This is a genomic window from Flavobacterium maritimum, from assembly GCF_040049085.1.
GTDB classification, from domain to species: Bacteria; Bacteroidota; Bacteroidia; order Flavobacteriales; family Flavobacteriaceae; genus Flavobacterium; species Flavobacterium maritimum.
The window spans coordinates 431,711-444,461 of the sequence record NZ_JBDLZY010000002.1; the positions used below are offsets into that span (position 1 = coordinate 431,711).

A 12,751-nucleotide genomic window follows, 5' to 3' on the forward strand; every position below is an offset into this window, starting at 1 on the left:
AAAAGAGAATTTCAAACTACTTTGAAGAACTTTAATATATTTTTTTTGAAAGAAATTAGCGTCAATCCGAATAATTATTAAAAAAGATAAAATATATTTACAGTCTAAAAATATAATTTTTTTAAAACTAACCAGTACGATTTTGACAACTACAATTAAAAATTCCAATCTAACTGCTGAAATTAACCATTTTGGTGCTGAATTAATTTCCTTAAAAAGTAATACAAATAAAGAATACATTTGGGAGGGAAACCCTGATTTTTGGGGTAAACATTCGCCTATTTTATTTCCGATTGTTGGAACATTAAAAAATAATTCTTTTCAATATGATGGAAAAGAATATAAATTGTCACGACACGGGTTCGCTAGGGATATGGAATTTGATTTGGTTGAAAAAAAAGAAAACAGTGCCACTTTTTCGATTAAGTCCTCAATTGAAACTTTAAAAAAATATCCATTTGAATTTGAATTACAGTTAATTTATACGATTGAAGATTTTAATTTAACTGTTGAATACAAAGTCATTAACAATGGAAACTCAGCAATGCCGTTTTCAATTGGTGCACATCCTGCTTTTGCTTTGCCTGGTAATTTCGAAAATTATTCCATTGCTTTCAATAAAGAGGAAGCTTTAGAATTTTATCTTCTGGAAAATGATTTAATTTCAAATCAAACAAAAAAATTAGACGTTCAAAACAAACAGATTCCGTTAAACTATCAATTATTCGAAAACGATGCATTGATTTTCAAAACATTAGAATCTGATTCATTGACTATTTTAGAGAATTCAACTCCACTACTATCTGTTCATTTCGAGGATTTTCCAAGTTTAGGAATTTGGACAAAAATGAACGCACCGTTTCTTTGCATTGAACCTTGGTTCGGTTATTCTGATACCAATGAAAATTCCGGTAATCTTTTTGAAAAAGGAGGAATCCAGATATTGGATAAAAACAAGACTTTCCATTCCAAATTCAGTATTGAAATCCACTAATTCCTTAAAAAAAAGTATGTTAACAATAAATTTCACACCTTTTCCTATTCTTGAAACCGAGCGCTTGGTTTTAAGAAGAGTCGACGAAAATGATGTAAACGAGATATTTAGTTTACGATCTAATGTTGAAACGATGCAATATATTCCAAGACCTTTGGTGAAAACTACAGAAGATGCCTTGGAACATATCGCTTTGATTGATGCTAAAATAGAGAATAATGAAGGAATCAATTGGGCAATTACCCTCAAAGGGAGTTCTAAATTAATTGGACTTATAGGACATTACAGAATAAAACCTGAGCATTTCCGTGCCGAAATAGGCTATATGTTACTTCCTGAATTTAACGGTAAAGGGATTATTTCAGAAGCTGTAAAAGAAGTTGTAAAGTATGGTTTTGATATCTTAAAACTTCATTCTATTGAAGCGATTATTGACCCGCTAAATAATGCATCTGCCAAGGTATTGGAAAAAAATGGTTTTATAAAAGAAGCACATTTAAAAGAAAATGAATTTTATGAAGGCCGTTTTTTAGATACTGTTATTTATTCCCTTTTGAATAAGGACTAAACCTACAAAAAATTCACATTAATCAGAAAATATATAATTTTAGTAAATCTAAAATCTTTATATTTGCCGCCGAAACCAATAAAAAACTATTGGTGAATTTCTTTTTATGAAAAAATTATTTGTTCTTACTATCCTTTTCTTTTCTATTCAATCACAAAGTCAAACCTATATTAAAGTAAACGCCTTTACTACTCTTTTAGCTATTCCAAATGTTGGTATAGAAACTAGTATTGGCAAAAAATCGACTTTTTCATTTGATATTTTGGCCTCTCCATGGAAATCAGTAAAGGGAAAACCCGCAGAATTTTACACCTTCATTCCGGAATACAGATACCATTTTAAAGAAAAAAACAATGGTTTCTATGTTGGTGCCCACATAGGTATGAGTATATATAATTTTCAAAAATGGAACTACTTAAATACTGACAAATACGAAGAAGGATTCGGATACTTGATGGGAGTTACTATCGGCTATCAGGCCAAAATCAACGATAGATTTGTTTTAGATTGCTTTTTAGGAGGAGGAAACCATCAAGGATTCTATAAGGGATATTATGTAAGCTCGGGAGAACGTTATGATAAAGCGCAAGATTACAACAAAAGTGGAGAATGGTTGCCTTACAGAGGTGGAGTTATGGTTTCATATCGTTTGAATTAAATCCCTTTGTTTATTTTTGGGATTGTTTTCACGTATAATTCTTCGACTTTTTTTCTTGCCCAGTCAGTTTTTCTTAAAAAACTAAGACTGGATTTCACACTCGGATTTTGATTAAAACATTTAATTTTAATTAGTTCCCCTAAGGTATCAAATCCATAATAGTCGACTAATTGTTCAACTATTTTTTGAAGTGTAATTCCGTGAAGAGGATCTTTAGATTGTATTTTTTCCATTGTGCAAATTTAAGCCTAATTTATAATATTTATTGCTCTTTCATCGATTTGTTCATACATTTGTAACCTATGCTAAAGACTGTCAACATACTTAACAAAAGAGCCCGATTCGATTACGAAATAATTGAAACTTACACTGCAGGAATTGTTTTGACGGGTACTGAAATCAAATCCATACGTTTAGGCAAAGCAAATATTACCGAAAGTTTCTGTGAATTCAATGGCAATGAGCTTTTTGCAATCAATACCTATATTGAAGAATATACTTTTGGTCACCAATTCAACCACAAAGCAAGAAGCGAAAGAAAACTTTTGTTGAATAAAAGAGAGTTAAAAAGCCTTGCCAGAAGTGTGCAGGCTAAAGGACTTACAATTATTCCTTTGAAATTATTCACTAATGAAAAAGGAATGGCCAAATTACAAATTGGCCTTTGTAAAGGGAAGAAAACCTATGACAAAAGAGAATCCCTTAAGGAACAGGATACAAAACGTGATTTAGACCGGATTAAAAAATCATTTTAAAATAGTTATTTTCAATATTTTAGATAATTTATCTAAGAATTTATTGCTATTTTTACTACACATTATCCTCTAAACTCTAAAATCATGAAAAAGTTTTTTATTGTATTTTCCTGTATTTCCCTTTTTAGCTGTGGAACTAATACGTCAATTGTAAATAGTTGGAGAGATCCTGACACTACTGTAGCCCAACAACATTTTGAAAAAGTATTGGTTGTCGCTTTAGTAAAAGACGAAGCTTCACGAAGGACCACAGAAAACCGAATTGCAGCCAGTAATCCAATTTTCAAAACTTCTTATTCATATTTGAACGGCACTAATTTGGATCTGACCAAAGAACAAAAATTAAAAATTCTTCAAGATGAAAATTTTGACGGTGTGGTTACCATGCGTTTAGTAAGTACCGAAAAAGAAACCAATTATGTTCCAGGGACCAATACTTCATTGTATTATGGAGGAATGGGTGGAATGTATGGAGGAATGTACGGTTATGGTTTTGGAAACTGGTACGGTATGTACTCCCCTAGTTTCTATGATCCAGGGTACTATCAAGAAACTACCTATTATATGGTTGAAACGAATATCTTCTCATTAAAACAAAATAAATTAATTTGGACAGGAACCACAAAATCTTCTTATGTTACTGATTTAGGAGAAACTGTTGATGAGATAATGAGAACAGTCGTTGACGAAATGAGAAAGGATGGATCTCTGCCTCCCAAAAAATAATCATTTTTGAATCAATTAAAATTAAAAAGAGACTGTTTTTTCGACAGCCTCTTTTTTAATTTTTATCTTCCAGCAATGGAACAAAACGAAACTCTCCAAACTCATGTTTTTCGAATTGGGTTTCGTTTTTTCGAATCAACAAAGTCATGATTTGAACGTCTTCCCCTAATGGAATAACTAACCTTCCTCCTATTTTTAGTTGCGCCATTAAAGGCTGCGGAATAAATGGTGCTCCGGCTGTAACTATAATACTGTCAAAAGGGGCAAAACCAGGTAATCCTTTGTATCCATCTCCAAAAGAAAGATGCTTAGGACGAATTCCTAATTTTGGAAATAAGACAGATGTCTTTTTGAACAATTCGTTTTGTCGTTCTACACTGTAAACTTTGGCTCCCATAGTAAATAATACCGCTGTTTGGTAACCCGAACCGGTGCCAATTTCTAATATTTTATGCTCTTTTTTTACTTCTAGCAATTGGGATTGGAAAGCAACGGTATAAGGCTGTGAAATAGTCTGCCCGGCACCAATGGGAAAGGCTTTGTCCTGATACGCATAATCTTCAAAACTGGAATTCAAAAAAAGGTGACGTGGAATTTTTTTTATCGCATCCAAAACAGTTGTATCGGTAATTCCTTTTTGTTGTAAAGTGCTTACTAATTGATTCCGAAGTCCTTGATGTTTGGCTGTGTCTTTCAAAATTGAGGTATTTTATTTCGGTAAAAATAGAAAACAATTTCTAATTTCAAATATTGAATTTTAAAATTAAAATTGGGTAAATAATTGTTTCTTATCCTTAATAATTTAATCAATTTATTGCTATTTTTGTAGAAATTACATCATTATGCTGAAAATTGGAGTATTGGGTGCGGGCCACCTTGGTAAAATACATTTACGTTTATTACAACAATCCGAAAAATATGAATTAGTTGGATTTTATGATGAAAATCTTGAGAATGGTGCCAAAATAGCCGCTGAATTTGGTTACAAACAATTCGATACTATAGCCAAATTAATACACGCTGTAGACGTTATAGATATTGTTACACCTACCCTTTCCCATTATAAATGTGCGAAGGTTGCAATCAAATCCGGCAAACATGTATTTATTGAAAAACCCATTTCAACAACTGTTGAAGAAGCCGAAGAAATTATAGCTTTGGCAAAGGAATACAACCTAAAAGGACAAGTTGGTCATGTAGAAAGATTCAACCCAGCCTTTATCGCTACCAAAAACATGATTGAGAACCCTATGTTCATTGAAACACACCGTTTGGCTGAGTTCAATCCACGTGGTACAGATGTTCCTGTTGTTCTTGATTTAATGATTCATGATATTGATGTTATTTTAAGTGTTGTAAAATCTAAAGTAAAAAACATCAATGCCAGTGGTGTTTCCGTTATAAGTGAAACCCCCGATATCGCCAATGCCAGAATCGAATTCGAAAACGGTTGTGTAGCCAATTTAACGGCCAGCAGGATTTCGATGAAAAACATGCGCAAATCAAGATTCTTCCAGAAAGACGCTTACATATCTGTAGATTTTCTTGAAAAAAAATGCGAAGTGGTAAAAATGAAAGATGCCCCTGAAGTTCCGGGAGATTTTGACATGATCTTACAAAATGCTGAAGGTGTTAAAAAACAAATCTACTTCTCTAATCCTAACGTAGAACAAAATAATGCTATTCTGGACGAATTGGAATCGTTTGCAGATGCCATCAATAATAATACAACTCCAGTTGTGACTTTAGAGCAAGCTACTGATGCTTTAAGAGTAGCTTATCAAATTATTGACTGTTTTAAAAAATAAATCACCAAACATTATATCAAAGAGTTTAAGGTTTAAAGGTGCGCGATGTACCTTTAGACTTTAAACTTTTAAACTTTAAAATAAAAACGCATGAAAACAATAGCCGTAATCGGAGCTGGAACAATGGGGAACGGAATTGCACACACTTTCGCCCAAAGTGGTTTTACCGTAAAATTAATAGATGTTTCTGAAAAATCATTAGACAAAGGAATGGCAACCATTGCTGCCAATCTGGACAGAATGTTAGCCAAAGGAACTATTACCGAAGAAGATAAAGCAAAAACGATTACCAATATCATTACTTATACTGATATTAAGGATGGTGTTGTTGGCGTAGATTTAGTGGTAGAAGCTGCAACAGAAAATGTGGAATTAAAACTGAATATTTTCAGACAATTAAACGAGGCATGCTCTCACAATACCATATTGGCGACCAATACTTCTTCTATTTCCATTACACAAATCGGAGCTGTTGTTACACATCCGGAACGTGTTATCGGAATGCATTTTATGAATCCGGTGCCAATCATGAAATTAGTGGAAATCATTCGTGGATACAACACCAGTGATGAAGTGACCAAAATCATCATGAGTCTTTCGGAAAAATTAGGAAAAACACCTGTTGAAGTAAACGATTATCCGGGTTTTGTAGCCAATCGAATTTTGATGCCAATGATTAATGAAGCTATCGAAACTTTATACAATAAAGTGGGTGGTGTTTATGAAATTGACACTGTAATGAAACTAGGAATGGGACAACCAATGGGACCTTTGCAACTAGCCGATTTTATTGGTTTGGATGTTTGCTTAGCTATTCTAAATGTAATGTACGACGGATTCAAAAATCCAAAATATGCCCCTTGCCCATTATTGGTAAACATGGTTCGTGCGGGTAAATTAGGAGTAAAATCAGGAGAAGGTTTCTATGATTATTCCGAAAGTAAAAAAGCAGAAAAAGTTTCTAAACAATTTATATAAAAAGTCACAGTTGCAGTCACAGTCCTTACATTTAGCAACTAAATAAAAACCGTGACTGCAACTGAAAACTAAAGCAAATGGCCAAAATAATTCCTTTCAAAGCAGTTCGTCCTACTCGTGATAAAGTTTGTCTTGTAACATGTCGCTCGTATGAAGAATATGTAAATGCAGAGTTAGCGGCTCAATTGGATTTCAATCCACTATCTTTTTTACATATTTTAAAACCGGCTTACACAAATCAGGAAACCGTTTCATTTGAAAAAAGATACCGACAGGTATCTCAAAAATATCAGGAATTTAAGAACGAATACATTCTTGTTAAAGACAAAAAACCTGCAATTTATATTCATAAAATTGTAACCAAAACCCAATCCTTTACAGGAATCATTGTGGCAACAAGCATCGAAGATTACCGTAATAATGTGATCAAAAAACACGAAGACATCATAGCTTTCAGGGTACGTTTACTCAAAGAATACATGAAATATTCCGAGTTCAACACCGAACCTGTTTTAATGACTTACCCTGATAATAAAATAATAGAGAATTGGATTTTTAACTGTACCCAAAAATTAGCCGATTTTGAGTTTTCAACAACCAAAAAAGAAGTAAACTACTTGTGGAAAATTGACGATGCTTTGGAAATTGATTGGATACAAAAGATTTTCGAAAAAACAGATAGTCTTTACATTGCTGATGGTCATCATCGTACGGAAGCTTCAAAACTGCTGTCTGAAGAAAATCAAGACCCAGAAAACACAACGAAAGATTATTTGTTAAGCTATTTAATTTCTGAAAACAATATTAAAATCTACGAGTTCAACCGATTGATAAAAGACTTGAATGGCTTATCGAAAGAAGATTTCATCAATAAACTGAATGAAAATTTCATTATTGAAAACAAATACAAACAGCCTTTTCAGCCTACTGAAAAACATCAATTCGGAATGTATCTTGACAACGAATTCTACAGTTTAATTCTACGACAGGAAAATTGCGTTTTCGAAACCGCATTAGATAGATTGGACACACAAATTTTATATAAAAAAGTACTTTTATCTGTACTTGGCATAGAAGATTTACGAAATGACGAACGCATTGAATACCTATCCGGTAAACAATCTGTTCTGGATGTTCAACAAAAAATTGACGAAGGCGAATTTGAACTTGGTTTCATAATGTTTCCATCCAATATCAATGAAATTAAGGATTTGGCCGATTCAAACTTGATTATGCCGCCAAAAAGCACGTATATTGAACCAAAATTCAGAAGCGGAATGGTAATTTATGAATTTTAAATATTTGTCCTGAGACTTCAGAAAAAGACCAACAATTTCAGAAGTATTTAAGCAATTTTCCATTCCCGTTATAGTTATACTTTTTTGTAACTTAGTATTAATATTTTCAATCCATTGTAAATTTTTTTACGATAAATAAAAATTACAAATGTCTATAAAACAAAACCTACTCCAAATAAAATCCTCATTACCGGAACAGGTAACACTTGTTGCTGTTTCAAAAACAAAACCCATTTCGGATTTGATGGAAGCCTATGAAGCGGGTCAACGCATTTTTGGAGAAAACAAAATCCAGGAAATGACCGAAAAATGGGAAGCAATGCCAAAAGACATTCAATGGCACATGATTGGTCACGTTCAAACAAATAAAGTCAAATTTATGGCACCTTTCGTGAGTTTGATTCACGGTGTGGACAGCCTTAAATTATTGGAAGAAATAAACAAACAAGCATTAAAAAACAACAGAGTTATTGACTGTTTGCTTCAAATACATATTGCCGAAGAAGAAACTAAATTTGGTTTGGATAAAGAAGAATTGTTAACACTCCTTGATTCAAAATCATTGAGTGAAATGAAAAATATTCGTATTGTCGGATTAATGGGAATGGCTACTTTTACTGATGACCAAAACCAGATCAAGAAAGAATTTACGTATTTGAAATCAATTTTTGATAAAATGAAATCGTTGCAAACTGAAAACCACGAACTGAAAACTATTTCCATGGGAATGTCTGGCGATTACCAACTCGCAATTGAATGCGGAAGCACGATGGTTCGGATTGGAAGTAGTATATTTGGAGGACGATAATTTGTTTGCAGAAAAACTGCAAACTGAACACTGAAAACTGAACACTGAATTTGTACGCAATACTCGACATAGAAACCACTGGGGGACAATTTAACGAAGAAGGAATCACCGAAATCGCCATCTATAAATTTGATGGTCACGAAGTCGTGGACCAATTCATCAGTTTGATTAATCCTGAAATTCCGATTCAGCCTTTTGTAGTAAAGCTGACCGGGATCAATAATGCTATGTTACGCTCGGCTCCTAAATTTTTTGAGGTAGCCAAACGCATTATCGAAATGACAAATGATTGTGTGATTGTGGCGCACAACGCTTCTTTTGATTATAGAATTCTTCGTACGGAATTTCGAAGATTGGGCTATGATTTTCAAGCCAAAACCATTTGTACAGTAGAACTTTCCAAAAAATTAATACCAGAACAACCGTCCTACAGTTTGGGAAAACTCGTTCGTGCTTTGGGAATTCCAATGGCCGACAGACATCGCGCCAGTGGTGATGCCATGGCAACGACCAAGTTGTTCAAAATGCTTTTAGAAAAAGATCTCACAAAAGAAATCGTTAAGGATTTTATTAAACTTGAAATCGAAAAAGGAATTTCTCCAAAATTATTGGATATTGTTGAGCATTTACCCTCAAAAACAGGTATTTATTATATTCATAACGAAAAAGGAAATCTGATTTATATTGGCAAAAGCAGAAACATAAAAAAACGCATCAACCAACATTTTACCGGTAATTCCGTTAAATGCAAAAAAATTCAAACCGAAGTTTTTGCAGTAACCTATGAAGAAACCGGAAGCGAATTAATCGCCCTTTTGAAAGAAAGCGAAGAAATCAAAATCAACAAACCAGTACACAACAGATCACAAAGAAGGACACTTTTTCAATGGGCTTTGTATGCTGAAAAAGATAAAAACGGATATCTGAATTTAAAACTGCAAAAGGCAGACGGTCGAAAAAAAGAAATCACATCCTTCGCTACTTTACAAGAGGGAAAAAATGCGTTGTTCAGAATAACTTCCCAATACCATTTATGCCAAAAACTAACCGGTTTGTACCAAACCGATAAAGAATGTTTTCAATATAAAATAAAAGAATGCGACGGTGCCTGTATCGGTCAAGTGTCTCCCGAAGAATACAATGCCAGAGTTCAGGAATTCATCGACAAATACAGCTTTGAAAATCAGAATATGATTCTAATTGACAGAGGAAGAACGGTTAATGAACGTTCGGCTATTTTGATAGAAAACGGAATCTACAAAGGCTATGCTTTTTACGATTTAAATTATCAGATTACCAATATCGAAATCCTGAAAACCATTATCATTCCGATGCAAAATAACCGAGATGTCAAGAATATTATTCAAACTCATGTTCGGAAAAGCAAAACATTAAAAATTATTACCTTTTAGAGCTTGCCAATTGTAATTATCCCTAACGATCATGACACAAACTCATTCAAAATTTGAAATTTTCAGGCAAAAAGTAAAAGTCATTATCTATGGCACCAATACCGTAGCCGGAAGATTATTTGACTTGATTCTTTTAGGCCTTATTTTGCTGAGCGTCTTATTGGTAATGATGGAAACAGTGCAGGGATTTAACCAAAAATTCCACGATCAGTTAATTTTCATGGAATGGGCAATCACTGTATTTTTCACTATCGAATACATATTTCGTGTCATTTGTATCGATAAACCCGTAAAATACGTTTTCAGTTTCTATGGCATCATCGATTTCATAGCAATCTTGCCGATGTATTTATCTATCTTCTTTGCAGGAGCTAATGTTTTTGCTGTTATACGAGCTTTGAGATTATTAAGATTATTCAAAATTATCAACCATCCAAAGTTTTCAAGCCAATCCAACCAACTGAAAGAAGCCTTAATTGCCAGTAGAGGAAAAATTACTGTTTTCATCTATTTTATACTTATCAGCACGATAATTATTGGTTCGATCATGTATGTCGTTGAAGGCAAAGAAAGCGGTTTCACAAGCATCCCCATCAGTATTTATTGGACAATCGTTACCTTAACTACCGTCGGCTACGGCGATATTTCACCCGTTACTCCTTTGGGACAAATAATTGCCTCCATCGCAATGGTTCTGGGTTATGGAATCATCGCTGTCCCAACCGGAATCGTAACAGCCGAAATAGCAAAATCAAGTTTGAAAAATACCATTCCAAATCGAAAAATCCCGTGTATCCGTTGTGGCACTGATGACCATCACGTAAACGCAAATTTCTGCTACAATTGCGGTGCAGAATTAGAACATTAATAATTTGAAGCTAATCCAGCTATACACTGCAACTCCTCGTCAGAAAAGTTGTTTTTCCAAGGCATAAAAGCAGCTTCCTCCCGGTCGCTCCTTTACACCAGGAAAAACTTAACTTTACTTCCTGTGGGGTTTCCGTTACTATCTGGGCTAAAAACCAATGAAATACTTAATCACCATTATAGGACCAACCGCTATAGGAAAAACATCCTTAAGCATTGCTTTGGCACAACACTTTAAATGCGAAATCATTTCCTGTGACAGCAGACAGTTTTTTAAGGAAATGACTATTGGCACCGCCGTACCTTCCAAAGAAGAACTCGCTTCGGCACCCCATCATTTCATCCAAAATAAATCGATATTCGAGGAATATACTGTGGGTGATTTCGAAAAGGAAGCCATTATAAAACTTAATGAGTTATACCAGACCAATGATTACGCAATTCTTGTCGGCGGTTCCGGTTTGTATGTCGATGCAATTCTAAAAGGTTTTGATGAATTCCCCGATATTGATTCTTCGGTACGTTTATCGGTAAATGCTTCTTACGAAAAATTAGGCATTGGCTATTTGCAAGATCAACTCAAAACTTTAGATCCTGACTATTTTCAAAAAATAAGTTCCGAAAACCCACAAACCTTACAAAATCCACAACGTATGATGCGTTTTGTCGAAGTCTGTATAGGAACCGGAAAACCGTATTCTTCTTTTTTAAATCAAAAGAAAAACAACAGGAACTTCACTCCTATCATCATCGGACTGGAAGCTGAAAGAAGTGTCATTTATGACCGAATCAATCAACGTGTTGACATCATGCTCAACGAGGGCCTTTTGGCGGAAGCCGAAAAATTATACCCAAACAAGGAGTTGAATGCTTTACAAACTGTTGGTTATCGCGAATTATTCAGTTATTTTGACGGAGACTTCACTTTGGCATTCGCTATTGAAGAAATCAAGAAAAATACCCGCCGATTTTCAAAACGACAACTCACCTGGTTCAAAAGAACTGAAAAGGCCAAATGGTTTGACTATTTAACAGATCGAAAAGAAATCATCAATCACATTACTACAATAATTCATAATTCATAATTCACAATTAATAATTATCTACATGCCTATATCTCCAAACTTCACCTCCATTCTAAGCAAAGATTGGGAAATTAATTTCACGCAATGCGCGCCAAATGGCTATTTAAGATACACCGAATTGTGTAACCTTTTACAATTGACCGCTGCGGCCCATTCGGAACTGGGCGGTATCAGTTTTACTGATATGCAGGAATTTCATCAGGCTTGGGTTTTGAGCAGAATGCGTGTTGAAATCACCGAAATGCCTAAATGGAGAGATATCGTTACGGTGAAAACCTGGATTAATTCCTTAGAAAATTCCCGTTCGGTCCGTGCTTTAGAAATGTATGTGAACGGAAAAAAAATAGTGGGTTCTGAAACTTTTTGGGCCGTTTTTAATACCGAAAAACGCAGGCCCGAGCCATTGGCTTTGCCCTACGAGCATTTTGAATTGTATCCTGATAACAAAGCCACTGAAGAAACTTTTTCGAAAATCAACATTACTCATGAGAAAGAAATGGTTTTTGAGAGAACAGTTTTCTTATCGGACCTCGATATTGTCAATCACGCCAATAATGTAAAATATCTGGAATGGTGTCTGGATTTGGTCGATGAAAAATTAATTTTAAAACAGCGAATCAAAAGTTTTGAAATGAATTTTCTGAAAGAACTATCCTTTAAAGACAAAGTGGTTATTCATGAAAACATAAATGATGACACCACCATTTTTAGTATTACAAAAGGCGACAAAACCAGCTTTGCCTTACAAGTGAATTGGAAGTAAAAAGAAAATTATTGGCTATGTAACAAATGTC

15 protein-coding genes are annotated in these 12,751 nt (G+C 34.2%); 13 read left to right on the forward strand and 2 right to left on the reverse strand.

Annotated elements, in window-relative coordinates:
- Window positions 1–142 precede the first annotated feature (142 nt).
- From ABEB23_RS05870 to ABEB23_RS05880, 3 genes are all read left to right on the forward strand, one after another.
- On the forward strand, window positions 143–994 hold the full coding sequence (locus ABEB23_RS05870; protein WP_348811510.1) for an aldose 1-epimerase family protein: 852 nt from the start codon (window positions 143–145) through the stop codon (window positions 992–994).
- Window positions 995–1,010: 16 nt separating this feature from the next.
- Window positions 1,011–1,562 carry a GNAT family N-acetyltransferase gene (locus tag ABEB23_RS05875; RefSeq protein WP_348811511.1) on the forward strand — a complete coding sequence of 184 codons (552 nt, stop codon included), beginning with the start codon at window positions 1,011–1,013 and terminating at the stop codon, window positions 1,560–1,562.
- Between the two features lie 106 nt (window positions 1,563–1,668).
- Window positions 1,669–2,220, forward strand: a complete 552-nt coding sequence (locus ABEB23_RS05880) for a DUF3575 domain-containing protein (RefSeq protein ID WP_348811512.1) — start codon at window positions 1,669–1,671, stop codon at window positions 2,218–2,220.
- On the opposite strand, the gene ABEB23_RS05885 is transcribed toward ABEB23_RS05880, so the two are convergent.
- Window positions 2,217–2,453, reverse strand: a complete 237-nt coding sequence (locus ABEB23_RS05885; protein WP_348811513.1) for a VF530 family protein — start codon at window positions 2,451–2,453, stop codon at window positions 2,217–2,219. The genes ABEB23_RS05880 and ABEB23_RS05885 overlap by 4 nt on opposite strands.
- A gap of 69 nt (window positions 2,454–2,522) precedes the next feature.
- Here ABEB23_RS05885 and smpB point away from each other — a divergent pair, with 69 nt between their 5' ends.
- Together smpB and ABEB23_RS05895 are read left to right on the forward strand one after the other, a co-directional pair.
- The gene (gene smpB, locus ABEB23_RS05890) at window positions 2,523–2,975 is read left to right on the forward strand and encodes an SsrA-binding protein SmpB (protein WP_348811514.1); all 453 of its coding nucleotides are present in this window, start codon (window positions 2,523–2,525) and stop codon (window positions 2,973–2,975) included.
- Window positions 2,976–3,059: 84 nt separating this feature from the next.
- On the forward strand, window positions 3,060–3,701 hold the full coding sequence (locus ABEB23_RS05895; RefSeq protein WP_348811515.1) for a DUF4136 domain-containing protein: 642 nt from the start codon (window positions 3,060–3,062) through the stop codon (window positions 3,699–3,701).
- A gap of 55 nt (window positions 3,702–3,756) precedes the next feature.
- On the opposite strand, the gene ABEB23_RS05900 is transcribed toward ABEB23_RS05895, so the two are convergent.
- Window positions 3,757–4,398 (reverse strand): protein-L-isoaspartate(D-aspartate) O-methyltransferase, encoded by a 642-nt coding sequence (locus ABEB23_RS05900; protein WP_348811516.1) that lies wholly within the window; start codon window positions 4,396–4,398, stop codon window positions 3,757–3,759.
- Window positions 4,399–4,543: 145 nt separating this feature from the next.
- Between ABEB23_RS05900 and ABEB23_RS05905 the strand changes: the two genes are divergently transcribed.
- The 8 genes from ABEB23_RS05905 to ABEB23_RS05940 all read left to right on the forward strand — a co-directional run bounded on the left by ABEB23_RS05905 (window position 4,544) and on the right by ABEB23_RS05940 (window position 12,720).
- A complete protein-coding gene (locus ABEB23_RS05905; RefSeq protein ID WP_348811518.1) occupies window positions 4,544–5,509 on the forward strand; it encodes a Gfo/Idh/MocA family protein in 966 nt (321 codons plus the stop codon).
- Window positions 5,510–5,599: 90 nt separating this feature from the next.
- Window positions 5,600–6,487: a 3-hydroxyacyl-CoA dehydrogenase family protein gene (locus tag ABEB23_RS05910; protein WP_348811519.1), complete on the forward strand. Its 888-nt coding sequence runs from the start codon at window positions 5,600–5,602 to the stop codon at window positions 6,485–6,487.
- 77 nt (window positions 6,488–6,564) lie between these two features.
- Window positions 6,565–7,785 (forward strand): DUF1015 domain-containing protein, encoded by a 1,221-nt coding sequence (locus tag ABEB23_RS05915; protein WP_348811520.1) that lies wholly within the window; start codon window positions 6,565–6,567, stop codon window positions 7,783–7,785.
- Between the two features lie 148 nt (window positions 7,786–7,933).
- Window positions 7,934–8,593 (forward strand): YggS family pyridoxal phosphate-dependent enzyme, encoded by a 660-nt coding sequence (locus ABEB23_RS05920; protein ID WP_348811521.1) that lies wholly within the window; start codon window positions 7,934–7,936, stop codon window positions 8,591–8,593.
- A gap of 50 nt (window positions 8,594–8,643) precedes the next feature.
- The gene (locus ABEB23_RS05925) at window positions 8,644–10,005 is read left to right on the forward strand and encodes an exonuclease domain-containing protein (protein WP_348811522.1); all 1,362 of its coding nucleotides are present in this window, start codon (window positions 8,644–8,646) and stop codon (window positions 10,003–10,005) included.
- A 31-nt stretch (window positions 10,006–10,036) separates the two neighbouring features.
- Window positions 10,037–10,873: an ion transporter gene (locus ABEB23_RS05930; protein WP_348811523.1), complete on the forward strand. Its 837-nt coding sequence runs from the start codon at window positions 10,037–10,039 to the stop codon at window positions 10,871–10,873.
- 157 nt (window positions 10,874–11,030) lie between these two features.
- Entirely contained in the window at window positions 11,031–11,957 is a 927-nt protein-coding gene (gene miaA / locus ABEB23_RS05935; RefSeq protein ID WP_348811524.1) for a tRNA (adenosine(37)-N6)-dimethylallyltransferase MiaA, read from the forward strand.
- Between the two features lie 22 nt (window positions 11,958–11,979).
- Window positions 11,980–12,720, forward strand: coding sequence for an acyl-[acyl-carrier-protein] thioesterase (locus ABEB23_RS05940; RefSeq protein ID WP_348811525.1), 741 nt, complete (start codon window positions 11,980–11,982; stop codon window positions 12,718–12,720).
- Window positions 12,721–12,751 lie beyond the last annotated feature (31 nt).

Coding starts and splice junctions, on each gene's coding strand:
- ABEB23_RS05875 (WP_348811511.1), top strand. CDS start 1,011: ATGTTAACAATAAATTTCACACCTTTTCCTATTCTTGAAACCGAGCGC.
- ABEB23_RS05880 (WP_348811512.1), top strand. CDS start 1,669: ATGAAAAAATTATTTGTTCTTACTATCCTTTTCTTTTCTATTCAATCA.
- ABEB23_RS05885 (WP_348811513.1), bottom strand. CDS start 2,453: ATGGAAAAAATACAATCTAAAGATCCTCTTCACGGAATTACACTTCAA.
- smpB (WP_348811514.1), top strand. CDS start 2,523: ATGCTAAAGACTGTCAACATACTTAACAAAAGAGCCCGATTCGATTAC.
- ABEB23_RS05895 (WP_348811515.1), top strand. CDS start 3,060: ATGAAAAAGTTTTTTATTGTATTTTCCTGTATTTCCCTTTTTAGCTGT.
- ABEB23_RS05905 (WP_348811518.1), top strand. CDS start 4,544: ATGCTGAAAATTGGAGTATTGGGTGCGGGCCACCTTGGTAAAATACAT.
- ABEB23_RS05910 (WP_348811519.1), top strand. CDS start 5,600: ATGAAAACAATAGCCGTAATCGGAGCTGGAACAATGGGGAACGGAATT.
- ABEB23_RS05915 (WP_348811520.1), top strand. CDS start 6,565: ATGGCCAAAATAATTCCTTTCAAAGCAGTTCGTCCTACTCGTGATAAA.
- ABEB23_RS05920 (WP_348811521.1), top strand. CDS start 7,934: ATGTCTATAAAACAAAACCTACTCCAAATAAAATCCTCATTACCGGAA.
- ABEB23_RS05930 (WP_348811523.1), top strand. CDS start 10,037: ATGACACAAACTCATTCAAAATTTGAAATTTTCAGGCAAAAAGTAAAA.
- miaA (WP_348811524.1), top strand. CDS start 11,031: ATGAAATACTTAATCACCATTATAGGACCAACCGCTATAGGAAAAACA.
- ABEB23_RS05940 (WP_348811525.1), top strand. CDS start 11,980: ATGCCTATATCTCCAAACTTCACCTCCATTCTAAGCAAAGATTGGGAA.